Here is a 25,815-nt window from a genome sequence, read left to right on the forward strand (position 1 = left end):
ACCCGCTCAGGGCGCGGGCGTGCCGCGCTTCTCTCAGTGCCACCCCGGCTCGGGCAGGGTCCCCAGGGTCAGGCGGTGGGCGCCGACCCGTACGGCGAGGCCGGACAGCCGGCCCCGGCTCGGCACCACCGACAGTTCGTTCTCCGCACTCACCGTGTCCGCTGCTCCGTGTCCGCCGCCGGTGTCCCCGCCATGGTGAGCCGTGGTGGGGGCAGCGGTGCCACGTCGCGCTCGACGTAGGTCCGTACGTCTTCGCCTGCTTCGAAGAGGCCCTTGATGTAGTCCTCCCAAGGCCTCACGACCGCCGGGTCGGTGAACAGATACGCCCCCTGCGGGTCCCCCGCCTCCGAGTAGCGGACGTGGTGGAGGGCGGAGCCGTCGTGGGTGACGATCTCGGGGAGGCGGCCCCGGGTCTCCCGGGCCCGCACGGCGTCCGCCGTACGCGGACTGCTGCCGCAGCGAGTGCAGTTCCCACTGGACGTAGGGGGTCAGGGGCCACTCCACCACCCGCACCCGGTGGAACACGTAGTTGCGCCGCTGGTCCTCTCGCCAGGCGTTCAGGAGACTCTCGCGACGGTCCTCCAGCCGCAGGGAGGCTTCCCACTCGCCCTGGCGGAGTGCTTCGCGGCTGGGGCTGCGGTTGGCCGGCTCCTCGAAGTGCTGCGCGCGTTCCAGCTTCCAGGAGCCGCCGTCCCGGATTCCGGCGGTCCGCTCCCGGAAGTCCCGGCGGTAGGCGGGGTTCCAACCAGGTGCCCTGTGAAAGATCCAGGGTGGGGAGGTCCAGGTCACGCATCGGGGATGTCTGCCTTGGCCGCGCTGAGCATATTGCCGGGGATGACGACCAGTCGCTCGTCCGCGGCGAGCGTGACGCCCGCCGGAAGCCGTGAGCGGTACGCGCTGGTCAGATCGCGCCCGATGACGGCGATGTCACCGTTGTCGAGCTGCCAGATGTCGGGGCACTGATCGCGTTCGTCGGAGTTGCCCAGTTCTTGTGCCGACTTGCCCAGTCGGCGGGCGAATAAGGCGGACGGGTCCGCCTCCCAGCGACTTTCCATGGCCGTTTCCCCCTCGCGAGCCGATCAGGGCGTGTGATGCCCGTCACTCAGTGTAGGGAATCGCGGGGGCCCGCGACAATGGCGTAGCGGCTGTCCGGCCGCTCCCTCCGGTCCGGTCGGTGGTGCGGAATGCGAGCGGTCGCCTCACGTGAACCAGCCACGCACCACCTCAGGTCAACACCACACCGGGCGTACACCTCATTCGGGTTGACGCTCCCCGCGCTCCCTTGCACGCGTGCAGGCCGCTTCCTAACCTGAGGAAACGTCAGCCATGACGCACAAAGGTCCGAAGATTTCCAGCGCCAGGGGGGACCATGACCCGTCCATGGGAGGCGGATCGCACCGCTTCCTTCACCCGCCGGCTGGGCAAATCGCCGGCGGAGCTGGGCCACACCAATGACAGGGACGGCTGCCCGGACATCTGGCAGCTCGACAACGGTGACATCGCCGTCATCGGGCGCGACCTGACGAGTGCCTATCTCGGGAGACTCCCGGCGGACGCCAAGGTCGCTGCGGACGAGCGGATCGTCATCATCCCGGGCACCACACTGAGCGCGGCCAAGGCGGACATTCAGGATGTCTGACGAGCACCCACCGGCCCTTGATCCCTCGGCCGGGGACCGGCTGGCCCGTGACGGATACCCGGCGGACTTCTGGCCCTTCCACGATGCCGTCGCGCACCGGTCCTCGTGGAAGCTGGAGCGCCGGCAGAGCTTCCAGGAGCCGCGCAACCCCAGCTGGCAGGCACACCGGGACGGCGACTGGGAACGTTCACTGCGGCTGCTGGAAGAGCGCCGCGAGGAGCAGGCGCGCACGGAACGGGAGAGCCGGGGCCGAGGCCATCTCTTCCACCGGGTGCGGGTGGTGGAGCGGCCGTTGACGCCCTATCTCCAGTGGGAACTGACCTCCCTGCGGCAGCAGGCGGAATGCGGGGCTCCGGTCCGGGTGGTCGACGGCTCGACCGTCCGCCCCTACGAGAGCGACGCTCACCTGCCCGAACTGGTCGTCCTCGGCGGTGAGCGGCTCTACCACGTCCAGTACACCGATGACGGCCTGCTGGACGGGGCGATCCGCTTCACCGATCCGGCGCTCGTCCGGCCGTGGGAACGCTTCCTGCGGGAACTGTTCGCGCATGGTCGGGACATGGTGGCCTTCCACGACCGTGAGGTGGCTCCCCTCCCGCCGCCGACGGTGACCGAGCCGTACATCCGGCCCGCCGCACCGCGCGTCAGCGAACCGGAGAGGTAGAGCGCACGGTGCCGGACGCCGGCGGACACGAGGACAGCGAGCAGTGGCCGACCACCGGCAGCTGGTCCGAGCTGTCGGGTTCGGCACGAGACGCCGTCCAGGCCGGCCGCATCACCGGCGGAGTGCACTTCCACTCCCCCGCCCTTCACCCCTCCGGCGAGCCCGCACGGCGCGACCCGCCCCGGCAACTGCCCTCAGCGCCCCGAGGCTTCGTGAACCGCACGGAACAGCTCGCCGAGCTGGACGCCGTCCTCACCGGCATGGACGGTCCGTTCGGCGCCGCCTCCGACTCCGGCGGCATCGGCACGAGCCCGGACGCCGGCACCGCCGACGGCGGCACCGACCGCCGGGAACCGGCGGCCACGGTCTGCCTGATCGCCGGCACCGCCGGAGCGGGCAAGACCTCCCTTGCGCTGCGTTGGGCCCATCGGGTCAGCGGCGCGTTCCCCGACGGCCAGCTGTACGTCAATCTGCGCGGCTACGACCCCGGATCACCGCTCTCCGGCGGGCAGGCGCTGCGGTACTTCCTCACGTCCCTGGGTGTCCCCGCCCCGGCGGTGCCGCAGGACCTCGACGCGGCGGCGGCGCTCTACCGTTCCCTGCTGGCGAACCGCCGCGTGCTCGTCCTTCTCGACAACGCGGCCACCACGGCTCAGGTGCGGCCCGCGCTGCCCGGAACGGCCGGTTCGCTGGCCATCGTCACCAGCCGCGAACGCCTGCCGGGCCTGACCATCCGGGACGGAGCGCACCGCCTCACCCTCGGAGTCCTGCCGGAGCCGGAAGCCGTCGCCCTGCTGCGCGCCGTCACCGCCCGCCACCGACACGGCGATGACCCGGAACTTCTCGCCCAGCTGGCACGCCTGTGCGCCCGGCTGCCGCTCGCTCTGCGCATAGCGGCCGAACGTGCCGCGGTGCACCCCCACCTGCCCCTCGGCCGGCTGATCGATGAGCTGCGTGACGCCTCCGGCCTGTGGGACGCCCTCAGCGCGGGCGCGGGTGACGGCGACGAGGCGGAGGCCGTCCACACCGTCTTCGCCTGGTCCTACCGTGCGCTGCCCCCGCCCGCCGCCCGGATCTTCCGGCTGCTGGGCCTGCATCCGGGCCAGGGCTTCGGGCTGGACGCCATCGCAGCGCTGTCCGGGACGGAGCGGCGGCGCGCACGGCAACTGCTGGACACCCTGGTGGGCGCGCACCTGCTGGAACAGAGCGGCCCCGACCGGTACACCTTCCACGACCTGCTGCGCGCCTACGCGCTGGACCAGGCGGAGCGCGACGAGACGGTACAGGAGCGTGGCGAGGCGCTGCGCCGGCTGCTCGACTGGTATCTGCACGGGGTCGCGGCAGCCCGCTCCCGGCTGTCCCCGGACGGTGCGCCCGTGGCCCTCGACCGGCCGGCCGAGGGTGTGCCGGCCGTCACGTTCGCCGACTACGACCAGGCCGTCAACTGGACGGAGACGGAGTACGCCAACGCCCTCCCGCTGGCCCGCGCGGCGGAACGCGCCGGTGAACGACGGCGGCTCTCGTTGCTGGCGACTCTCCTCCGTGACGCGCTGCCACCCTCCGGTGGGGCGGCGGGCTGGCTGCCGATCGGTACGGCCGGACTGCGCGCGGCGCGCGCGGAGGGCGACCGTGCCGTGGAGGCGCTGCTGCACGAACGGCTCGGCATGACCCACACCCAGGCGGGGCGGGCCGCGCCGGCCAGAGAGCACCACAAGCAGGCACTGGCGATCCGGCGGGAGCTCGGGGACGCGCATGGGGTAGCCGAATCCCTGAACCTGCTGGGCGTGACCGAACTGCGCGACCGTCGGCTGGGGGAGGCGGAGAGCTGGTTCGTCCGGGCTCTCGGACAGTGGGACATGCTGGGCGAACGCCACCGGTACGCTCTCGCCCTGGCCAACCGGGGCGAGACCCGGTACCGGGCCGGGCTGCTGGACCGGGCGGAATCCGACGTGCGGGAGGCACTGTCGGTCTTCGCCGGAATGGGCCCGGCCGGCCTGCGCCCGAGGGGCAACGCGCTGCACCTGCTGAGCGCCCTCCAGAACGAGGCGGGCCGGGTAGGGGCGGCGCTGGCCTCGGCCAAGGAGGCCGTGGACCTCGCTCTTGAGCTGCGGTTCCACATCGGCGAGGCGTACTGGCTCATCACCCTCGGCAACGCACAGCGCGCCAACGGGCTGCCCCACGATGCCCTGGCCGGCTACCAGCGCTCGGCCGCCCTGCACCGGCGGCTGGGGTTGCGAGGGCGCGAGGCGCTGGCGTGGTGGGAGACCGGCCAGACGTACCTTGCGCTGGGACGCCCGGACCTGGCGGCCGGCTTCGCCCGCCGGGCGGCCGCCGTCCAGCGGGAGCTGGGCGACGCGTGGCACGAGGCGCTGGCGCTGGAACTCCTGGCGCGGGCCCTCGAAGCGGCGGGAGACGGGGACGGGGCCGCCGCGGAAACGGGGACGGACACGGAGGCGGAGGCGGAGGAGGCAGCGGCGGACCCACGGAGCGCCGCCGCACAGCACCGGGCGGCGGCGCTCCGGCTGCTGACTCCCTACGAGGACGCACGCTCCGTGGCGCTCCGGGAGCGCCTCACCGCGCTGCTGGCCTGAACCCGCCGCACGCGCCCTGGCGGGGGCGGCGGGAAGCCGTGGTGCCCGGGCGTCAGCCGGACGGTTCTGTCAGCCCCTTGTCCTCGCCGCCGCTCGTACCCGTCTGAAGGGCGGTGTGGCCCCGCTGCCGCAGATCCCGGCGTTCGGCGTCCGGGATGGTCATCGACTCGGCCAGTACGGCGGCCAGCCCGTGCACGTGCGGGCTGCCGATGTCGGTGGGGAACAGCCAGCGGATGTTCTCGTCACGGGTGATGAGGTCGATCGCCACGCGCCCGCCCTTGTCCGGTGAGGCCGCCGACCGCACATAGCGCACCTGATCGATCGGAATGTCCTGGGCGATCTCGCCCTGCTCCAGGAACACGGTGGTCCTGGCCGTGATGACGCGGCGGTCCGTGACGGCCACCAGGGTCCTGGCCGGTTTGTCCCGCACGGCGGCCAATTTCTCCTTCGCTCCGCCCAGGAGCGCGGACAGCGGGCCGAGGGAGTCGAGTTGTTCGGGGAAGCCGAGAGCCCGCAGCGTCTCACCGTCCTGGAGGAACCAGCGCAGGATGCCCAGGTACGGCTCGGGGTCCAGCGACCCGGGTGCGCACACGATCTCGGGAACCGTCAGCGGCGGGGCAGGCGGATGGAGTACGCGGGCGAGGGGCTCGATCGCTTCCAGGAGACGGCCGGAGATCTCGCGAGCCGTCTTCGCGTTCCTCTGCTTCCCGGTCAGTGACGGTGTCCGTGTTTCGCGTCCGGTGAGCAGGGCGATGACGCGCAGTTCCCGGGTCAGCGAGGCGACCAGGCCCGTCATCCCGGCGAGCGCCGCGTCGAACTCGGCGCGGGTGTCACGCACCAGGACATCGGCATACCGTGCCTCGGTGGCATCCGCACGTCCGGAGTCTCGCGCCCGCCCGACGCGCAGCGCCTGGTATCCGGTCCAGGCCTTGAGGGAGTCCAGGAGGGCGAAGGTGTCGAAGACGATGGCTTCGGCATGCGCCTGGAGGTACTCCCGACGGCGACGTGGGTCGGCACCGTCGATCCGGGCGACGTGGATGACGATGTTCTCCGAGTAGAGGTTGAGTTGTTTGCGCAGCGACACCTCGCTGCCCGCGACGTTCTCCCACAGCGAGGCGGGGACCGCTTCGATCTCCCGCGCCTGGTCGAGGGCACGATCGATGGTGGCGCACAGGCCGGTCAGTTCGGCGCGCTGTTCGGTGCGGATGGCGCTGAGCACCTGTCGGGTCAGCTCGATGTTGGTCTTGACGAGCCCCGCGACCTCGCTCAACTGCAACTGGAGAGCGACCATGGCCAGCGCGGGCCCGATCGCGGCCGTGGTCCGTGCCGCGCTCATCGCGCGCACGGGGACCCAGCGGACCTGATGGACGATCTTGCCGTTGACCAGCACCGCTCCGAGGTTCGCGCCGTCCTTGACGGCGAGCGTCGCACCGGAGTTCAGCAGGGTCCGCCCCGCGTCACCGATGCGGTAGAGCCCTTGCGCGCTGGTGAAGGCGTTGCCGAGGTTGCCTCCCACGGTCGCCATGCCGCCGACGGAGGCGAGGACGGCGGAGATGTTCTCGCGGTCGGCGGGCGAGACGAGCCCGAAGTCGGTCAAGGCTCCCTTGAACTCGGCGGGGAGCTGGTGGCCGAAGACAACGGCGATCCCGGGAAGCACCTCCGCCACGACCGTTGACGTGGTCGCGGCGTCGGCGGGGACGTCGCCGGTCGGCCCCCCGGTGCCCGGCACGTCGGCGGGCCCGCTCCGGCCGGCCTCCTCAGGCTCGCGGTGCTCCGACGAGTCCGAAGGGTCCTGCATGCGTGTCCTCCCCCGTGACAGCGCGCAACAGCCGGATGCCGTCAGCGTCATCGCGGAGTTTAAGGGCCCGCACCGTGCGGTGTGGCCGAATCCGCCGGGTCGATACGGCGGGGCCCGGCGGCAGACCCGGGGCCACAGGCCGCGTCGGAGTGGGAGGTTACGTGGACGGCCCCTGCCTGCGACGACCGCCGGTCGCAGGCAGCCACTCCGGACTGCCGCCGTCAGCCCTGCTTGAGGTGGGTCACGAACGCCTGCCAGGAGCCCCGGGGGATGAGGAGGTGGGGGTGGGCGGGGGTTTTGCTGTCCCGGACGGGGATGGCGTGGGGGTGGTTGTCGGCGACTTCGACGCATTCAGCGCCCTCATCATTGCTGTATGACGACTTGCGCCAAGAGACATCTGCCGCCGAGAACGAAGGATTTTTAGCCTCCACTTACGTATCCTCTCAGGTAATGGCGGATCAATTCGACGGAATCTTGCTCTGGAAGAGCTTTAGAACGAGCCATGTCGAACTTTCGCGCCAGCTTGACCAGCCTGTCCGGGCTGACAACCGGCTCGCCCACCATGATGCCCTCTACGTGGCCAACCGTCGTCCCGTCTTCCAGCGTCAGCAGCGTTGCGCTACCCCCGGGGAGCGAGTGCGCCCCACATGAAAAGGACAGCACCAGAACCGTACTGTAGACGCTCTCGGAGACCTGCAGAAGGTGTTCCAGTTGCGATGCCATGCACGTGATGCCCCCAATAGGGCGCTTAAGGACCGCTTCGTCCATAAGCACCGCATGATGAGGGGGCACCTTCCGGTCAAAGATCTGCTTGCGCCGCATACGGATGGCTACCCAACTCTCCAACTGATCCTCGGAGTCCCAGATATGTCCGATCCGAATGAGCTCACGGGCATAGTCCTCGATCTGTAGCAGTCCCGGCACAACGGTGCTGGTCATCGTCTGGATGCGGAGGGCCAATGGCTCCTTCGCAAGCACTGCGCGCCCGTAGTCGGGCAGCGAGTGGTCCCGGGCCATCTCCAGCAACTCGACAAACAGTCCTTCGGCGTCAAAAAACCTATCCAATGCCTTGGCCAGGTCATCGGACGGAAGCTGTTTCCCCGTCTCAATGCGATGGATATACGAGTGCGGGAAGTTGATCTGCGCAGCCATATCCCGGAGGGAGATTCCGGCCTTCTCCCGGGCCCTCCTCACTCGTCGCGCCAGGGAACTCGCAGGGGTAGCCCGGGTGCCATCTTCGGGATTGAGTTCCATTGCGCACGACCTCCTTGTGCCCAACTGGCTGTACACCAGGGTCAATTAGTCACAGCGTAGCGCTGTTGTCAGCACGCTTCCCGGGCAATCCTTGAAATAATCAGCGCACCGACTCACCTTCCGGGAACGCGATATGACAAACGCCCATCGCAAGAGACCCGCCGAATCCGCCCGGTTGACCAATCTGGTGCAGGACGCCCGCGATGAGCTGGACGCCGCGCTCAGGGCCAACGGCATCACCCTGCCGTCCCTCGGTCTCGACCCCATGACCATGGCCGCCCGGAACGCCTGTCCGCTCGTGAACCTGGGCCGCTGCAACGTGCAGACCGTGGAACTGCTCACCGCCGTGCTGAGGCGCGCGGCGGAGCGTCAGAAGATCGACTGACGCAGGGACCCCGGGACGGTTGCCCCCGTCCCGGGGCATGGCCACCAGCCGAGAGAGAGAAAAAGAGCTGATGACAGTGCCCCACTGTATTACCCATGCCCTCACCCGGAGTGGCCACAGCCTGACGGGGGTGCTCGTTCCGGCCAACCACCGCGCGGATACGGGTTGCACCTGTCGTCTCCGCCACTGAACGTTCCATCTCGCCGGCCTGGGAATCACCATCGACTGCCGCCACATCCACGTCGGGAGGCCCCGCAGGTGTGGCGCCCGGTGACCCATCCGCAGGCAGAGGCGGTGTACGTCTCGTCGCCTTGCCACCTCAAGCGGCACGACGACTGCCGGGACGGAACGGCCCGTTCTCCCCTGACCAAGCTCGGCATCAGGTTCGACGTCTGCGTGTGCCGCTGCCACCAACATCAGCTGAAGGAGAAGAAGTGAGCACCCCGGGCAAGATCCCCACTCGGGTAACCGTCAACGCGAACACCGTCCAGTGCGGGGACATCATCACGGTGGGCGGGCGTCCACTCCTGGTGATCGATCTGACGCAACTGCGGGGCGGCATGAAGCGGATGGAATTCTTCTCGGGCGAGATCCTGACCATCCACACCGAGACGGTTCTGACAGCCACCCGCCAGTGCGCCCCGGCCCGCCGGCCCTACCGCAGGCAGCGCGGCGCGTGAACACGCCACTGGCGTCGTGGCACCTCGGCCTGTGCTGGATGTGCCGCAACGAGGCCGTGCCGGTCACCTGGTACGGCACGGCCCGCTATCACGGCGGCTACGCTCCGGTGTTCGCCTGCTGGGACTGCCACCGCTGGGTGGCTGACCGCGTACGCGAATACCGAGAGCGCACCATCACGTCCCCGGAACCGAATGCGTCTCGGGATCCCACTCCCCCCGAGCGATAGCCGCATCCAGCCGAGCCTTGAACACGGCATGCGCCTCGCGCATCTCCTTCTCCCGGTCAGCCTTGTAGAACGGAGCAGTGTACCCCTCTGGCGGCGGAGTGTTCTCGGGATCTTCCAGGTAACGCTCGAACTGCTCCCAGTGTTCCTTCTTCTGGCGCTGCCCATGAGTGCGGTGCACTCCAGCGATCTTCCAGCCGTCTACGTCAAACCACGTAGAGTCATCGTATCTCTGAAGGACTGGAAAGCGAGACCTATACATAGCGATAAGCGCGTCAGCCGAGACTCCTATCCAAACCGCCACGAGTGCATCGAGCTCAACCAGTGCCGACCGCCGAGCTCGCTCGGACCGCAATGGAGTCGATCGGCCCCAAAGTCGGCTCACATCACCCAACGGTTGAAGGTCGGACCACGGGTAAGCCCATGGTTCCCGCTGCCAGGAAGTTTCATAGACGTCATTCCAGAGTTCGCCATAGGCACTTGTCAGGCAATTTAGGCGCAGGGTTCGCAATAGCAGGGGGGCGGATAGCGGATGTCCCGCTACCGGGGTTGGAAAATTTCGCGCACCCACAACACCTAGATCACTCCTGGCGCTAACTCTCAGCAAATAATCCAGCGGAATGGATGACCAGAATCCAGAAACCAAAGCCGTCTGCCGGTTATTTTCCATGGCCAGGCTGTGAATTGCATTAACATGAACAGCCCCGGGGGGAATGATCGCGGCATACAAGCTGCGCTCAGTGTTAGGGGCAACCTGCCTTCTCCATGCAAGTCGATAAAAGTCCGAGTACGGTCGCCTAGATTTTCCCTGGAGATATTCACGCAGTGAGTCTTCATCGACTTCCAAATTCGAGCCTGCTAGCGATGCCGAGATTTTTCCCCTTGCAGCCTCAAGCTCTTCAGGAGAGGAAATTAGGCTATCGAAAAGGCGCCAATCGACCCAGGCATCCTGCGCAGCCCGGTAGGCTGCAGTACTTACAGCCCTCACGTACTCCGTAGACGGAACATCCCCATCGGGAATGTTAAGGAGATTGCGACCCAGTACGTCATTACTGCCCGCATTTGGATCTTTGAAGATGGCCGTACCTAGAGCGATCTGAACACCCTTGAGAACAACCTCCCCCCATGATTCGGGCTGCGAAAGTTCATACTTAATCAACCCTTCTTTCTTCGCGCTGGACTCGTGGAACCCGGATGAAATTTGGGGATTTTCATCAGCCAACCGGAAAGGGTAGGAGGCAATTGCATCAATTCCCTTCATCTCCCCGGTACTCACCAAGGAAAGAAGGCGCCCCTGCTCGGGCGGGCCTCCCATTCGGCTATCCAGTCGTTGCCATCGGGCCAGAAGATCTCGATCCACTCTCACAACACGACTGAGATGCGGACGCACATCCCAGTCACCATTCAATTTGATTCCAGGGAATTCACCAGAACCATCGTGAATCCCCGAGTATCGCAGGGTATCTGGAGATACCAGCCATGACAGGTGATCGAAAGCGATCTCGCGCCGGGATCCGTAAATATGCACGCCGAAATGAGTATTCTCATCAACCGGACGAGGAAAGAATCGATGTCCAGGGTTAAGGAAATCAGCGTGCACCCGCAGCCGAGAATAAGCGTTCTCCCTTAGCGTCAACTCCTTGTCGCCACTGAAGTGGCTATCAGGATGCACGAGCCCTACCGTCCCATGAGCTGATGCATGGTCCCATGTCTGGCACATAAAGGCCCGGTAGAGGTCCGGCTGCGTTCCCTCAATGAATGGGTACATCTGCGATGAGCCAAATATAGCCACTGTACCACTTGTAGAAGTCAACTCCCGAAGCACATAGTCCTTAGCTCGGCGATCCTCGAGCAGTTCGCCCCGCCGCCGCACCTTCTCGGAATTCGATGCCTTCTCCTGCAAGAGGAACCACGGGTCGAACTCCGCCAGCACCGCCGGCTCGTTCCACCGGGGCCGCACCCAGGGCGGGTTTCCCACCTGCAAGTCGAAGCCGCCCCGTTGGGAGAAGACGAAGCCGAAGTCCAGTTCCCAGTGCAGGAATCCCTGTTCCGCCGCGATCTCCTGGACCACGGCCAGCCATGGGAAGCGTTCCTCCAGGCGCCAGACCTCGTCCATGCCCATCAGGGCCTCAAGGCCGCGCTCGTACGCCTCGATGTCGTCCAGGGACAGGAGACTGTCCGCCTCCAGCAGGTCGCCCGCCTCGCCATAAGTACCCAGCAGGGCCTCGGCGAAGTCCAGCCAGTCCTCGAACGTTGCCAGCGGGATGCGGGCCCGGCGGCCCTCCATGCCACGGCTCGGGGTCGGGGTGCCGGCCTTCGAGCCGCCAGGGGCGGTCTTCTTCTGCCTGCGCCTGGGCTGAGGAGCCGACTCGGCCAGGCGCTCCCGGCTCGTCCCGCTGTCCTCCTCCCCCGTCACCATCTCGGCGAAGAGCGAGGTCTGTTCGCCGTCCACGACGAACATGGCGCCCTGTTCCGGCAGCATCCCGGCAGCGGCCACCGCCTTGGCCGCGACAGGCTGCGGTTCCCGCTCCGGCTTCTGCTGCGGCTGCGGCGGTTCCGGGTCCCGTCGCTGCTCGCCCACCTGGGGCAGGGCAGCCAGCACCGACTCCGTGACGACGCGTGCGCTACTGGCGGTCTCCTCGTACACCGCGTCCGTGCCGTCCACCAGACCGGCCTTGTCCACCGGCCAGAACCACAACGCGCACCAGGCGTCCATGACCGTCTTCAGGCGCCAGTACGGCGTCCCGGTGGTCCCGAACAGGTCCCGGAAAACCTTCTCCTTGGGCACCGGCTGGTCGGGCCACCGCAGGAAGGCGTACTCCGGGTCGGCCGGGTCCGCGCCCCACACCTCGATCCGGCGGGAGATCTCCTCCTCCGAGAGCTGCATCCGGCGGATCACCAGGTCCCACAGGAACTCCGCCCGCCGGGCCACCGCCTGCATCCGCTCCAGCTGGGAACGCCTGCCGCCCGTCGCCTTGGCGTTCGGCGGTTTGCGGATGCCGCGCCGCCACTTCGCCAGTGCTTCCGCCTGTACCGGCGCCAGCCGTTTGGCTTCGGCCTCGCCCGCCACCGCACCCCATCCGGGCGCCGGGAGCAGGAAGTGGTGGATGGCGCCGTCCGGCAACTCCTGCCGCTCGGCCTCGTCCCCGGTCTCGCCCCCGCCCCCGGCCCGGAACGGCAGGTCGGTCGGCGGCAGTCCGCCCTTCGGCTTGAGCCAGAGCTTCTCCTTGGCGACCACATCCTCCGCCGCGTACACGGCGCGCCGCCCGCCGATCAGCGAGTTGCCGCGCCGCAGATGCAGGCCGAACCAGGGGGCGCGCATGCCGGGGTGCATGGTGTTGAGCCACATCGACACCTCGGCCAGCTCCACGCCGGTGGCGTTGAGGTCCACGCCATAGGCGTTGTGCAGCGCGATGTACGCCTTGACCTTCTGCTTCTCGGTCAGCTGGTCGGCCGTGGGGATGGGCCGGCCCAGTTCCTTCTGGCGCCGCCGGATGTACTCGTCGGCGACCTGGTTGATGGCCTCGTTGAGGAACGCGCCCGATCCCAGGGCGGGTTCGCAGATCCGGTAGGTGAGCAGTTCGGCGGCCCGGGTCTCCACGACCTCGCCCGCATCGTCCTTCTCCTGGTCCAGCAGGTGCCGCAGGGCGAGTTCGACCGTCACCTTGGTGAGGGACTCGGGTGTGTAGTACGAGGCGGAGGTCTCCCGGTCCCGTCCGGCGAGCCGGTAGACGAACCGGCCCTCCTCGTACACCTTGCGCCCACGCAGGCCCTTGCGCTCGTCCTCCTCGCCGTAGTGGACGAACACGCTGTCGTCGTACGCCTGCTGCCGGCTGGCGGGGATCAGCCACGATCCGCCCTCCGGCTTGCCGTTCTTGGCGACCTCGCGCAGTTCCTCCTCGGCGATGCGCCCGGTGTAGGACATCAGGCCCTCGTACACGGCGCCCAGCTGGTTGATGCCGAGGTTGCGGTACGAGATGAACCCGCCGCGCCGTCCGCGCTTCTCGGCGCGCTTCATGGTGAGCAGCCGCAGAACCTCGTGCAGCGCCTGGTTGCGGGGGCGCAGGTCGAGCCAGGCCGGTTCCTCGCCGTCGGTGCGGCGCGGGTCGCGCACGCCCCGGCCGATGAGCCGTATCGACTTGGGGTCGAACAGGACGCTGTGCAGCGGTTCGAACCGCAGGCCCCGGTCACGGCTGCGGCGGGCGGCCTTCTCCCGGCGGGTTTCCTCGTCATCGCCCGGCTGGTCGTCGTACTCCTCGGTGCCGTAGGGGCGGTGGCCGAAGTTGACCTTGGCGAACAGCACGTTCAGCGACTCGTACAGGTGGCAGCTGTCGCGCGCGGCCTGCTCGGTCAGCATGACGTCGCGGGCGACGAGTTCACGCAGCCGGGCCATGGAGTACCCGGCCTCGTACGTGCGGTCGTCCGCGGGCAGGATGCCCAGTTCGGGGCGGGCCTCGGCGTACAGCAGGAAGAGGACGCGGTACAGGTAGCGCAGTGTCTCGCGGGTGAGTTCCTTCTCGATGGGGATAGCGGGGTCCTCGATGTCCGCCGGGGTGAGGCCGGTGGCGCGCAGCCGGTCCAGTACCTCGTTGGCGATGATCTCCACGGAGCGCTGGAGGCCGTGGCGCAGTTCGCCGGAGACGCCGACCGCGTTCTCACCGCTGGACTTGAGCAGCGCGTCGATGAGCGGTGCTTCGCCGTTGTCGCCGGGGCGCAGTGCCTCGTGGCTGAAGAGGGCGGCGATGGTGGCGAGTTCGCCGGTCTGGGTGCGGTCGTTGTGTTCGAGGGCGGTGTCCAGGGAGACGGCGAGGTGACGGCCCTCGCCCCAGGTGGTGCGGTCGGCGAGGACGAGGACGCCGCCGGCCAGCAGCAGAACGAAGCGGGGCGCCTCGCTGGTGGTCGCGGGGGCACTGTCCTCGGTGTCTCCGGCCGTGGGCGCGTCAGTGCCGCTGTCGTCGGCGCCGGGCCCGGAAGCGTCGGGTCCGGGGGCGGGGCCGCCGCTCGTGATGGCGTCGCTGTGGAAGAGCCAGGAGGCGAGGGCGGCGCCCGAGGTGAGGGTCTCGGCGGCGCTGATCCGTACCGGGTGCAGCAGACGGCCGGGGCCCTCGGGTTCCACGGCGGCGTCGGTGTCCGCCGTCCAGCCGCAGTCCAGGGCGATGATGCCGTCGCCGTGCCAGGCGACACGGACGGTGTGATCGCGTCCCGCCTGCCGTACGGTGATCTCCTCGGATCCGGGGTCGCTGTGCGCGTCGGCCGGCCCGTCTCCCCGATCCGGCCCGTGTTCCCCGTAGCCGAGGGCCCGCAGGATCTCGCGGTGCCACTCGGTGAGCCGCCGGCGCCACTCCGGGTCCTGGTGGGTGTGCAGGCCCAGGGCGTCGTCACCGGCCTCGTCCTCACGGTGGGCGCGCCGGGTGAAGAAGCCGCGCCGCTCGTCCGTCACGTAGCCCATGCGCAGGGAGCGCAGGGCCTCGCGCGGCGTGCGGCGCTGTTCGAGCTCGTCGTTCTCCCGCACCGACCAGGTGGCGAGCAGGCCCTTGCGCAGGTCGGTGCCCAGCTGCTCGGCGTAGTAGTGGGCCGTGAAGTACTCGCCGCGGTTGACGAGGGAGGGGAATTCGGCGCTCATCGGGTGGCTGCCGCTCCTTCCGGTCCGTGCAGTACGGCCATCAGCCGCAGCATGGGTTCGCCTGAGGTTTCCATGGACTTCACCAGTCGCAGCCGCTCATCGGCGGTCACCGCGGCCTGGTGCCGGGCGGTGCCGCCGATCGCCTCCTGCTTCCAGTGGGTGACGCGCTTGCGGTACGGGGCGAGGGTGTCCTCGATCTGCCGCGCGTAGGCGGCCTCCCGTTCCCGGAGATGGCCGAGGGCGGCCTCCATGGCGCCGGGGACGAGGTGCTGCAGGTGTGCCAGCTCGTCCGGGGTGGCGGCGCGTCCCGGCATGCGGGAGGTGACGCCGCACCGGGCGAGGAAGGCGTTGTCCATGCGCTCCGCGGTCATGGGCGGCGCGCCGTCGCTCCCGTCCGCCACCCCGGTCGCCGTCACGGCGATCCACTCCACGACGGTGGGGCGGCCCAGGGCGTTGGAGTAGATGCCCTGGACGAGGAAGACCGGTCCGGGGACGGGCGCGGACAGCACGGGGGCCTCGTTGCGGCCGAAGGCCACCAGCACCTTGTCGGTGAGCCAGTCCAGGACGGGGTGGACGTCGCTCACGTAGGAGACGGTGGGCCACTGGGTGTCGGCGGAGTCCAGCGCGGCCTTGAGGCGGCGGCCGGCGAGGGCCTTGTCGAAGGTGACCCGGAGCCGGCCGGGGCTCTTCTCGCTGGGCAGGACGCCCTGTTCGCGCAGGTAGGAGCGGGGCAGGTCGCGGAAGCGGTGCTGGAGGTCGGCGGGTGGCTCGAAGGCGACGGTGCCGTCCTGTTCGCGGCGCAGCGCCAGGACGTCCTCGGGGGCGCGGCCGTCGCAGACCTGCTGGATGGCGGCGTCGAAGTAGTCGGCGGAGGTCTCGAAGAGGCTGGGGACCTCGGCGCGGGGAATCTCCTGCGCCGAGGCCTCGGCGCCGCGCGCCCGGGCCGCTTCGACGCGGCCGAGCAGGCCGGCCATGACGGAGGGGCCGGCCTTGCGGGAGGTGTCGATGGACTGTTCGACCGTGCGGCCGGCGATCAGGTCCTTGGTCAGCCGGTCGTCCTCCTCCTTCGCCCGGTACAGGCCGGTGACGGCTTCCGCCGTCCCGTCGATGCGGTGCGCGTGTTCCTCGCGGGCGAGCAGCTTCTCACCGACCAAGCGGTCGTCCAGGGGCCGTGGCTCGCCGGTCTCGGGGTCGGAGCGCCAGGGGATGTCAGAGGTGAGGACGAGGGCGCGGAACTCGGGGCTGTGTTCCTGCCCGTAGCGGTCGATACGGCCGTTGCGCTGTTCGATGCGGATCAGGGACCAGGGCAGGTCGTAGTGGATCAGCTGGTGGCACTGGTGGTGGAGGTTGACGCCCTCGGAGGCGATGTCGCCGGTGAGCAGCACGCGCAGCGGGGAGGCCTGGAGGCCGAAGTCGCTGACGATCTTCTGCTGTTCCTCGTCGCTGTTGGCGTCGCCGTGCATCACCTGGACGGTGCCGCCGTACGCGAGCCAGGGCTTCTTGGGGTTGGTCTCGCGGGCTTCCGGGTCGGTCAGCGGGAAGCCGAGGGCCGCGGGTACGGCCGCGCCCAGCCAGGTGAGCGTGGGCACACTCTCGGAGAAGACCACGACGCGGGTGTCGGAGCCGGGGCCGACGCCGAGGGCGCGCAACTGGGCCACGAGTGCGGCGAGTTTGGCAGAGTCCCGGTCCTCGATCCGGGCGGCGAGGGCGCGCAGGTCCTCCAGGGCGGCGCTCTCGGCCGCCCGCGCGGCGGGGTCGGGGCTCTTGGCGATGGTGCGCTGCCGGGTGGTGACGGTGGCGAGCAGCGCGTGGTGGGAGGAGAGGAACGACTTCAGCAGGGTGTACGGGAACAGCTGGTGGCCGCTGACCGACGCGGTGGCCTCGTCGCGCGGGATCCAGCGGTCGGCCAGTTCGGCGAGGACGGCCTGTTCCTTCTCGCCGGCCGGGGCGTGCACGGGGAGTGAGGGGCCGCGCGTCGCCCAGGCTCCCTGAAGGGACTCGCGGACCTCGGGGCTGGTCTTGGTGCGGCGGATGTAGAGGTGGGAGAGGTCCTTCACCTCGTACTGGTGCGGGTCGGCGATGGCGGCCGGGTCCAGCAGCCGGATCAGTTCGGCGAAGGAGGCCGGGTCGCCGTTGTGCGGGGTGGCCGAGGCCAGGATCAGGGCGTCGGTGCGGGGGGCCAGCAGCCGGGCGAGGGCGTTGCGCTCGGAGCCGCGCGAGATGAGGTTGTGGGACTCGTCGATGACGACGGCGTCCCAGCGGGTGTTCTCCAGGTGGTGGGCGTAGAGGTTCTTGTTCTTGAGGGTGTCGACGGAGACGATGACCCGCTTGAAGTAGGCGAACGGGTTCCGTCCGGAGGGGATTTCCTGCTGGGCGCGCTGGATGCCGGCGGAGTCCAGGCGTACCAGGGGGATGGAGAAGCGGGTCCACAGTTCGCGCTGGAACTGTTCGAGGACGTGCTGCGGGCTCACCACGAGGATGCGCTCGCCCCGGCCGCGGCGGATCAGTTCGGCGAGCAGCAGGCCGATCTCCAGGGTCTTGCCGAGGCCGACGACATCGGCGATCAGCAGCCTGGGCTGCGGGTTGGCCATGGACAGGGCCAGCTCGGCGGGGCGCAGCTGGTGGCGCTGGGAGTCCATGAGGAAGTTGTCGGCCAGGGCCAGGCCGTGCTCGGTCTGGGGCAGGAACGACTTGCGGATGAGTGCTTCCAGGTAGAGGCGGGCCCGGCTGTGGTTGGCGGAGCGGTCGGGGACCAGGGTGGTGGCGTGCGGGTCGAGGAGCTGGATGTGGTCGAGCTTGTCGTAGAAGACGGCCTCGATGTCGCGGACGAAGGGGCTGACGCCGGTGACCTCGACCAGAGTGTCGCCGTTGCCAATGTTCTCGGACTTGCGGACCAGCCACTGCTCCTCGCGGACGATGACCTGTGCGCCGGGCGGGAACCCGGAGTGGCGCCGGGCGCGTCCGCCCTGCTCGTCCGGCGGGGTGGCGGACTGTTCGGGGAGCCAGCGGGCCCAGTTGTCGGCGTCCGGGCCGGAGGCGGGCGAGGCACCGGTGTTCTCGGTGTGTCGCGGCTGCTCGGGGGTGGGGGTGTGCGTCACAGCTGGGGTCCCGTCGCGTAGGCGGCGCGCAGTTCGTCGGCGACGCGCCGGGAGGCGGGCAGGCGGGCCTTGTGGCCACCTCCCGTGAGCTGCCGGGCGCCGGTGGCGGTGGTGCTGTCGTCGGTTTCCGGGTGCGTGGTGCCGGCCGCGGGGCCCGGCTGTGCCGCTTGCTCAGGGCTCCGGCCGGAGGCGGCCGGAGCGCCGGGCTCCCCGGGGCCGTCGGCGGCGCGGGAGCGGTGCGAGCCGGAGCCGTGCGCGCCGGAGGAGGCGCCGGGTTCCGCCGGCGCGTCCGCGTCACCGGACCGTGGGGCGCCGACCGCGTCCAGGGCGTCCTCGTCGAGCCTGGCCCCGAACTGCTCCTCCAGCCGCCGCAGTCGCTCCTCGATCGACGGGGTCATTCTCTCCTCGGGCGCTGTCTCCGCCGGGCGGAACGTACGCGTGATCAGGGCGCGGCGCCCCAGGGCCGGGCTCAGTCCGGCATCCCGCAGCAGCGTGGCGCAGATCTCCCCCACCTCCTCCAGCCCGGGCCGCGCGTGCGGGTCGTGCGCCAGCATGGCCGCCAGCAGGTCGTGCAGCGGACCGGCCGGCAGTCCGCTCAGGTCCGGGGCGGTCTCCCGCAGGACGACCTTTCGGTGCACGGCCTCCCAGCCGTTCCCGTCGTACGGGTAGTGGCCGCTCGCCGCGTACAGCAGCACCGTGCCGAGCCCGTACACGTCGCCCGCCGGGCTCGGATCGCCTTCGCCCAGCGCTTGTTCGGGCGGCATGCAGCGGATGGTGCCGATGACCACGCCGGATCGGGTGAGCGTGGCGTGGCCGGCCTCGGTGATGGCGCCCAGACCGAAGTCGATGATGCTGGGGCCGCCCTCGCCCATGATGACGTTCTGCGGCTTGAGGTCACGGTGCAGCAGGCCCACGGCGTGGACGGCGGACAGCCCTTCGGCGAGGAGAGCACCGGCGCTGGCCACCAGCGCGGGCGGCAGCGGGCCGTGCTCGTCGACACCCTCCAGCAGCGTGCCGCCGGGCACGTACTCCATGGCCATCCAGGGACGGTCCGCGTACGGGTCGGCGTCGAGGAAGCGGGCGACCCGGTCGGTGCCGCTGACGGTCCGGGCGATGAGCGCTTCCCGCTCGAAGCGCTGCCGGGCGTGCGGATCGAGCCGGTCCCCGCGGATCAGTTTGACGGCGACGGGTGCCCCGGCGGGCGAATAGGCGAGAAATACCTCCCCCATGCCCCCGGTACCGAGCTCCCGTACCACCACATAACGCCCGATTCGCTCCGGGATCATGTTCACGATCTCCCCACACCCCACACACTCCGGCGGAGCGACCCAGCCTATCCGGTCACCCGCGCCTCCACCCGGAAGTCCTGATCAATCCGCCCGACCCGCCTCAGGGAACCCATGAAGCCCACGGAGCGCATTATCCCCATAAGAGGAAGTCCGCATGAAATAAACATGAGTTGGCCTCTTCATCCATATTTCTCATTCCACTACGCTCACCGCGACCCGAATCAGCCCTGGTGGGGGGTGGACGTTGTCGCGCCGAAATGCCGGAGAACACCAGTCACACATCGCACCCACAGATTCCGTGGAACATCTCGTGACCGTCTTCGCGCGGGAGGTCGCCGCGAAACTGCGCGGCCCCGGTAGCAGAGAAGACGCACTGACCACACCCGTGGAAACCCTGCTGCGCGCCATGGGCCGCCGACAGGGCGTCTCCCTGGTGGCGCACGGCCAAAGCCCCATCCCCAGCCTGAGAGTCAGACCCGACTTCGCCATCGGAATCAGCAACCGGATCATCGGGAACATCGAGCTGAAAGCTCCCGGCAAAGGGGTCGATCCCACCCGGTGGCGGCCGAAGGACCACGACCGCAGGCAATGGGAGAAATTCCGCGCCCTGACCAATGTGCTGTACACGGACGGCACGCACTGGGCGCTGTACCGCGAAGGGGCACAGGTCGGCCCGACCGCCGTACTGGCCGGCGATCTCCGTGCCGGGGAGCTCACCCCGGGCCCGGAATTCGAGGCACTGATCACGCGATTCCTCCACGCCACCCCGCCGCGCTCGGACAGCGTCGGCGTCCTCGTCCCCCGGATCGCCCGGCTCTGCTCACTGCTGCGCGAGGAGGTACGTGAACGCCTGGAGCGCGAGACCCGCCAGGAGACCGGCCAGGCCTTCACCGTGCTCGCCAACGACTGGCGTGACCTGCTCTTCCCGGACGCCACGCGGGAGGAGTTCGCCGACCAGTACGCCCAGACGCTGACCTTCGCGCTGCTGCTCGCCCGCGTCGAAGGCATCGACCTCGCCGATCAGCCGCTGCGCGAAGTGGCGGGCAAACTGAGCAAGACGCACTCCCTCATGGGCAAGGCCCTCGCCGTGCTCACCGACGACGCGCTCGACGATCTCCGGGGAGTGGTGGGCACGATGGTCCAGGTGGTCTCCGCCGTGGACCCGGCGCTGTTCGAGGACCGGACCGGGGACGCCTACCTGCACTTCTACGAACGCTTTCTGTCCGCGTACGACCCGAAGCTGCGGCAGGAGACGGGCACGTACTACACGCCCAACGAGGTCGTGGACTTCATGGTCCGCTTCACGGACTCCCTGCTGCGGGAACGACTCGGCCGCCGCAAGGGGTTCCGCGACGAGGACGTCACGGTGGTGGACCCGGCGACCGGCACCGGAACGTTCCTCATCAACATCATCGACCGGGTGGCCAAGGACGAGGCGAACGAACTCGGCGAAGGGCTGGTGCCGGGCACCCTGCGGGATCTGTCCCGGCGGCTGATCGGCTTCGAGAAGCAGACCGGGCCGTACGCGGTGGCGGAGCTGCGGCTCAGCCACACGTTCAAGGCCCATGGAACGGAGATCCCCGAGGACTCACTGCGGCTGCACGTGGCGGACACCCTGGACGACCCCGCCGTCGAACACCACCTCGGCTTCCACTACGAGGCCATCGCCAAGCACCGCCGCCTCGCCAACCAGGTCAAGGCACGCGAGCAGGTCATGGTCGTCATCGGCAATCCCCCTTACCGGCGCGGGGTCAAGCGGGCCGGTCTCGGACGGTGGGTGGCCGAGGGCAACGACAACGACCGCACCGCGATCCTCGACCGGTTCCGGGGAGCCGGACCGGCCCGTACCCAGTACGCCCTGGACAACCTCTACATCTACTTCTGGGCGTGGGCGGCCTGGAAGGTCTTCGATCTCCCCACGGCCGAGCCCGGGTCGGACGAGGGGGAGACGCGGCCCGGTGTGATCGCCTTCATCACCCACTCCGGCTTCCTGGACAGTTCGGGCACGGCGGGGATGCGGCAGTATCTGCGCCGGGTGGCCGACGAGGGGTGGATCATCGGCCTGACCCCGGAGCACTCCCCCTACCCGGATGTCGGAACCAGGGTCTTCGCCGGCGTCCACAGGGAGATCTGCGTGGCGGTCTTCGTGCGGCGCGGGCAGCCACACACGGACGAACCGGCCGTGGTACGGCGCTTGGACGTGCCGGCGGGCAGCCGGGAAGCGAAGTTCGCGTGGCTGGACGGGCTGACTCCGGACGGCCACCGGTCGGGGAGCGGGTGGCAGGAGTGCGCGAACGGCTGGGCGGACCCGTTCCAGCCGGCGGCGGGAAGCGATTGGTCGGCGATGCCGTCGCTGGAAGATCTTCTGCCATGGCACAGCCCGGGAAACAAGAACAACCGCAGCTGGCCTGTGTCTCCCGATCAGAGCACACTGCGCGAACGCTGGCGCGCCCTCGTCAATGCTCCCAAGGCACGCAAGCCGAACCTCCTGAAAAGCACGCGGGACAGGCACCCGGACAAGGCCGAGCCGGCGCTGCCCGGTCAGCGAGCGAGTAGCACCCTGAGCACCGAGACGGACAACTCCGCGGTTCTGTGCTCGTACGGCAGGATGACCTTCGATCGACAATGGATCGTGGCGGACCGCCGGGTCATCGACTTTCCCCGTCCGCCGCTGTGGCTCGCGCAGGGCGACCGCCAGATCCATCTCACCGAGTTGCACACCGAAGCGGGACGCCAGGGGCCCGCTCTCGGATTCACCGCGCTGCTCCCCGACATGCACCACTTCAAGGGGACCGAAGGCGGTCGTGTCACCCCCCTCTACCGCGACCCGTTCGGCAACCTCCCGAATGTCACCCCGGGCCTGGCCGCCGCTCTGTCCGGCGCCCTCGGCATCCCCGTACCGGCCGAGGACATCTTCAGCTACACGGCGGGGGTCGCCGCCCACCCCGGCTACACCGCCCACTATCAACAGGAACTGGCCTCCCGGGGAGTCCGCATTCCGCTCACCCGCGATCCCGAACTCTGGCGTGCCACCGTCCAGGCGGGACGGCGCGTTCTGTGGCTGCACACGTTCGGGGAACGCTGTGCCGACCCCTCGGCGGGGCGCCCGCACGGCACCCCGCGCCTCCCGGACGCGGAGCGCCCGTTGTGCCGCAACCCGATCGGGGACACACCGGGCGGCATGCCCGAGACGATCACCTACGACGCGAGCACCCGCACACTGACCGTCGGCACCGGCACGATCAGCCCAGTGCCCCGGGAGGTGTGGGAGTACCGCATCGGCGGTGTCCAGGTGATCCGCAAGTGGTTCGGCTTCCGCAAGCGGGCGCCCGACGTGGAACGGCAGACCCCGCTGAACGACATCCTTCCCGACTGCTGGCCCACCGAGTACACCAGAGAGCTGCTGCGTGTGCTCAACGTCCTGGGCCTGCTGGTGAAGATGGAACCTGATCAGGCGGCTCTGCTGAGCGCGATCGACGCCGGTCCGCAGATCAGCAGCCCCGAACTCACCCGCCTCGGTGTACTGCCGGTGTCCCCGTCCGCGAAGAAGGCACCCCGGGTCCCGGCACCCTCCCCACAGGACACACTGGACTTCGAGCCCGGCGATCCCGGGGCCCCGCCCCCTCGGAAACGCCCTCGCCGACCCGCTTGAGCACCTGCCCCCGGTGCGGCACCGAGTCGTACCCGGTCATCGGCCGGGCACGGAGCGAACCGGTCGCCTGTCATCCCGCTGCGTCGGACCCCGGGAAACGCCGGAGTCCGACGCACCGGATCCCGGTGTCACTGTCCTTCGGGTGCCGCGTCCACCAGGTGGTCCAGGACCAGCATGTGGCCCGGGGCGTGGGTGATGGCGTACTCCGGGGCCGCGGCCGGGAGGGCGAGTTGGGGGGTGACCCCGCAGGCCCAGAAGACCGGGACGTCGCCGTCCTCGATCACCGGGGAGGGTCCGAAGTCCGGGCGGGACAGGTCGGCGATGCCCAGGGCCGCCGGGTCGCCGATGTGGACGGGTGCGCCGTGGCCGGTCGGGTAGCGCGCGGTGATCTCGACGGCGCGCGCGACCAGCGCGGCCGGGATGGCCCGCATGCTGACCACGAGCGGCCCCGACAGCCGTCCGGCCGGCCGGGTCGGCACGTCCGTGACGTACACCGGCGGCGCCGCCGAGCCCGGCGCGTACCGCACCGGGACGCCGGCCCGGCACAGCGGCCCCTCGAAGGTGTGGCTGCACCCGAGCAGAAACCCCACGGAGTCGTCGCGCCAGTACGGCGTGATGTCGTGCGGCTCGCCGGCCGGTTCGCCGTGGCGCCACAGGCGGTAGCGCGGCAGGTCGGTGCGCAGGTCGGCCACCGTCGTCCCGACGCGCACCACCGGGTCGCCGGGCTCGGTCACCGCGATGACCGGGCAGGGCTTCGGGTTGCGGACGCAGTACAGCAGGACGTCGTAGGCCAGTTCGCGCGGGACGATGACGAGGTTGGCCTGCTGGTGGCCGTCCAGGATCCCGGCCGTGGGGCCGTTCCAGCGGCCGGCGGCGGCCAGCTCGCGCAGCGCCCGGGGGGTGTCGGGGGCCCCGGCGCTCATGTCAGCTCCAGCTTGCTGGACTCGGGCACGGTGCGCAGCGTGAGCAGCGCCATCGCTGCGGCGCCCATCAGCAGGAAGCCGGGGGCCAGGAGGTTGCCGGTGGTGGCGATGAGCCAGGTCGCCAGGTACGGGGTGAGGCCGCCGCCGATGATGGTGCCGATGTTGAAGCTGAAGGACAGGCCGGTGTACCGCACCCGGGTCGGGAACTGTTCGGCGTACGTCGGGTAGGTGACGGACTGGACGATCGGCATCGGCAGGGCGAGGACGATCATGGCGAGGACGGCGAGCGGGAAGCTCCCGACGCCCATGACGAGCATGGCCGGGACGACGAGGACCGCGTAGCCGGTGAAGCCGATGGTGATGACCTTCTTGCGGCCCCAGGTGTCGGAGAGCCCGCCGAACAGGGGCATCAGGCAGGCCACGAAGAAGCTGATCCCGCCCATGATCCAGAAGGTGGAGGACTTGGGGTAGCCCAGTTCCGAGGTGAGGTAGATGTTCATGAAGATCAGGCCGACCCAGTAGCCGCAGTTGGACCCGATCGCCAGCAGCGTCACCTTGAGGACCGGGCCCCGGTACCGGGTGAGCACCTCGGTCAGCGGCGCCTTGGCCGTGGCGTCCTCCTCCTTGGTGGTCAGGAACGCCTCGGAGTCCTCAAGTCGGTTGCGGGCGAGCAGCGCGACGGCGATGAGCGGCAGGGAGAGCAGGAAGGGGATGCGCCAGCCGAAGTCCTGGAGCTGCTGTTCGGTCAGGACGGTGCTCAGGACGCCGGCCACCAGCGCGGCCGTTCCGCCGCCGAGCGCGACGCCGACGGGGGTGAAGGCGCCGAAGAAGCCGCGCCGTCCGGGCGGGGCGGACTCGGCGAGGTAGGTGGCGGAGCCGGTGACCTCGCCGCCGGCGAAGAAGCCCTGGGCCAGCCGTACCAGGAGGAGCCCGATGGGCGCGGCGACGCCGACGGTCTCGGCGGTGGGCAGCAGTCCGACGGCCGCGGTGGCGGTGCCCATGCCGACGACGGTGAGGATCAGCACGGGTTTGCGGCCCATCCGGTCACCGAGCCGGCCGAGCACGATGCCGCCCAGCGGGCGCATCAGGAAGGCGCTGCCGAAGACGGCGAGGGTGGCCAGCAGCGAGGCGGTGGGGTCGTCGTCGGGGAAGAAGTGCGGTCCGATGACGACGGCCAGGTAGCCGTAGACGCCGAACTCGTAGTACTCGATGGCCGTGCCCGCGGCGGCGGCGACGGCCGCCCTGCGGGAGCGGCGCGGGGTGCTGTCCTGACCCGCTGTTCTCTCCCCGGTCGCGGGCGGGGGCGTTGATAGGCTCGTCATGGGCGTGCTCCGGTTCTGACATGTCCTGTGGCAGGGATGTGCGGCCAGTCGTGCGGGGCGTCCGCGTGCAGACGCGGGTGCGGGTACGGCGCCCGGGGGCCCGTATGACGGTCATCTGCAGGACTGGACCTCCTGCTGATGACCGTCGCTCCGTCCGGGCGGTGTCAGACGGCGAAGAGCTGCTCCAGGTCGGCAAACGCCTTGAACTCCATGGCGTTGCCGGCCGGGTCGAGGAAGAACATCGTCCACTGCTCGCCGGGCTCGCCCTCGAAGCGGACGTAGGGCTCGATGACGAACGCGGTGCCGATCGCGGTGAGCCGCTCGGCCAGCGCCTTGAACTCCTCGACGGGCAGCACCAGTCCGAAGTGCGGCACCGGGACCTGGTGGCCGTCGACCGGGTTGGTGCCGGCGACGCCGTCCCGGGGGGTGCCGGAGGGGCCGTCGCCGACCTGGTGGGTGACGACCTGGTGGCCGCCGAAGTTCCAGTCGATCCACTTGGTGTCCGAGCGGCCCTCGGTGAAGCCGAGCACCGTTCCGTAGAACTGGCGGGCCGCTTCGATGTCGTCGACCGGGATGGCGAGGTGGAAGGGGACGAGGCCGGTGGGCTGGGTGGTCATGGTGGCTCTCTTTCGGTGGGAGGGGTGAGGGGGGACGGCGTTGTCGTGCGGGTGTG

General features: G+C 69.5%; 16 protein-coding genes and 1 pseudogene. 6 read left to right on the forward strand and 11 right to left on the reverse strand.

Annotated elements, in window-relative coordinates:
- Positions 1–149 precede the first annotated feature (149 nt).
- Positions 150–789, reverse strand: a pseudogene (locus SXIM_RS28810) (DUF6879 family protein).
- Positions 786–1,055: a hypothetical protein gene (locus tag SXIM_RS11790; protein ID WP_046723877.1), complete on the reverse strand. Its 270-nt coding sequence runs from the start codon at positions 1,053–1,055 to the stop codon at positions 786–788. The pseudogene SXIM_RS28810 and the gene SXIM_RS11790 overlap by 4 nt, the downstream one beginning before the upstream one ends.
- Before the next feature lie 314 nt (positions 1,056–1,369).
- On the opposite strand from SXIM_RS11790, the gene SXIM_RS11795 reads away from it, so the two are divergent.
- From SXIM_RS11795 to SXIM_RS11805, 3 genes are read left to right on the forward strand one after another with little or no spacing between them, the layout of a single operon-like run.
- On the forward strand, positions 1,370–1,639 hold the full coding sequence (locus tag SXIM_RS11795; RefSeq protein ID WP_046723879.1) for a hypothetical protein: 270 nt from the start codon (positions 1,370–1,372) through the stop codon (positions 1,637–1,639).
- Positions 1,632–2,303 carry a DUF6879 family protein gene (locus SXIM_RS11800; protein ID WP_046723881.1) on the forward strand — a complete coding sequence of 224 codons (672 nt, stop codon included), beginning with the start codon at positions 1,632–1,634 and terminating at the stop codon, positions 2,301–2,303. Before SXIM_RS11795 ends, SXIM_RS11800 begins: the two co-directional genes overlap by 8 nt.
- Before the next feature lie 8 nt (positions 2,304–2,311).
- Entirely contained in the window at positions 2,312–4,894 is a 2,583-nt protein-coding gene (locus tag SXIM_RS11805) for an ATP-binding protein (RefSeq protein ID WP_246156875.1), read from the forward strand.
- 52 nt (positions 4,895–4,946) lie between these two features.
- On the opposite strand, the gene SXIM_RS11810 is transcribed toward SXIM_RS11805, so the two are convergent.
- From SXIM_RS11810 to SXIM_RS11820, 3 genes are all read right to left on the reverse strand, one after another.
- Positions 4,947–6,692 (reverse strand): hypothetical protein, encoded by a 1,746-nt coding sequence (locus SXIM_RS11810; RefSeq protein WP_046723883.1) that lies wholly within the window; start codon positions 6,690–6,692, stop codon positions 4,947–4,949.
- Between the two features lie 221 nt (positions 6,693–6,913).
- Positions 6,914–7,123, reverse strand: coding sequence for a DUF397 domain-containing protein (locus SXIM_RS11815; RefSeq protein WP_078846892.1), 210 nt, complete (start codon positions 7,121–7,123; stop codon positions 6,914–6,916).
- Positions 7,113–7,946 (reverse strand): helix-turn-helix domain-containing protein, encoded by an 834-nt coding sequence (locus SXIM_RS11820; protein WP_046723885.1) that lies wholly within the window; start codon positions 7,944–7,946, stop codon positions 7,113–7,115. The genes SXIM_RS11815 and SXIM_RS11820 overlap by 11 nt, the downstream gene beginning before the upstream one ends.
- Positions 7,947–8,079: 133 nt before the next feature.
- Here SXIM_RS11820 and SXIM_RS11825 point away from each other — a divergent pair, with 133 nt between their 5' ends.
- Together SXIM_RS11825 and SXIM_RS11830 are read left to right on the forward strand one after the other, a co-directional pair.
- A complete protein-coding gene (locus SXIM_RS11825; protein ID WP_046723887.1) occupies positions 8,080–8,331 on the forward strand; it encodes a hypothetical protein in 252 nt (83 codons plus the stop codon).
- Between the two features lie 434 nt (positions 8,332–8,765).
- Positions 8,766–9,011 carry a hypothetical protein gene (locus SXIM_RS11830; protein WP_046723889.1) on the forward strand — a complete coding sequence of 82 codons (246 nt, stop codon included), beginning with the start codon at positions 8,766–8,768 and terminating at the stop codon, positions 9,009–9,011.
- Between the two features lie 174 nt (positions 9,012–9,185).
- On the opposite strand, the gene SXIM_RS11835 is transcribed toward SXIM_RS11830, so the two are convergent.
- From SXIM_RS11835 to SXIM_RS11845, 3 genes are read right to left on the reverse strand one after another with little or no spacing between them, the layout of a single operon-like run.
- On the reverse strand, positions 9,186–14,858 hold the full coding sequence (locus tag SXIM_RS11835) for a DNA methyltransferase family protein (protein ID WP_046723890.1): 5,673 nt from the start codon (positions 14,856–14,858) through the stop codon (positions 9,186–9,188).
- Positions 14,855–17,956 (reverse strand): DEAD/DEAH box helicase, encoded by a 3,102-nt coding sequence (locus SXIM_RS11840; RefSeq protein WP_246156877.1) that lies wholly within the window; start codon positions 17,954–17,956, stop codon positions 14,855–14,857. Before SXIM_RS11840 ends, SXIM_RS11835 begins: the two co-directional genes overlap by 4 nt.
- A complete protein-coding gene (locus SXIM_RS11845) occupies positions 17,953–19,242 on the reverse strand; it encodes a serine/threonine-protein kinase (RefSeq protein ID WP_046723891.1) in 1,290 nt (429 codons plus the stop codon). The genes SXIM_RS11840 and SXIM_RS11845 overlap by 4 nt, the downstream gene beginning before the upstream one ends.
- A gap of 301 nt (positions 19,243–19,543) precedes the next feature.
- On the opposite strand from SXIM_RS11845, the gene SXIM_RS11850 reads away from it, so the two are divergent.
- A complete protein-coding gene (locus SXIM_RS11850) occupies positions 19,544–22,897 on the forward strand; it encodes a type ISP restriction/modification enzyme (protein ID WP_148236104.1) in 3,354 nt (1,117 codons plus the stop codon).
- A gap of 128 nt (positions 22,898–23,025) precedes the next feature.
- Here SXIM_RS11850 and SXIM_RS11855 read toward each other — a convergent pair whose 3' ends face one another.
- From SXIM_RS11855 to SXIM_RS11865, 3 genes are all read right to left on the reverse strand, one after another.
- Positions 23,026–23,820, reverse strand: a complete 795-nt coding sequence (locus SXIM_RS11855) for a putative hydro-lyase (RefSeq protein WP_046723893.1) — start codon at positions 23,818–23,820, stop codon at positions 23,026–23,028.
- Positions 23,817–25,142, reverse strand: a complete 1,326-nt coding sequence (locus SXIM_RS11860; RefSeq protein ID WP_030735248.1) for an MFS transporter — start codon at positions 25,140–25,142, stop codon at positions 23,817–23,819. Before SXIM_RS11860 ends, SXIM_RS11855 begins: the two co-directional genes overlap by 4 nt.
- Before the next feature lie 164 nt (positions 25,143–25,306).
- Complete coding sequence (locus SXIM_RS11865; RefSeq protein WP_046723895.1) at positions 25,307–25,759, reverse strand: VOC family protein; 453 nt, start codon at positions 25,757–25,759, stop codon at positions 25,307–25,309.
- Between the last annotated feature and the right edge of the window lie 56 nt (positions 25,760–25,815).

The sequence above is a fragment of the Streptomyces xiamenensis genome (assembly GCF_000993785.3).
Lineage (GTDB): Bacteria > Actinomycetota > Actinomycetes > Streptomycetales > Streptomycetaceae > Streptomyces > Streptomyces xiamenensis.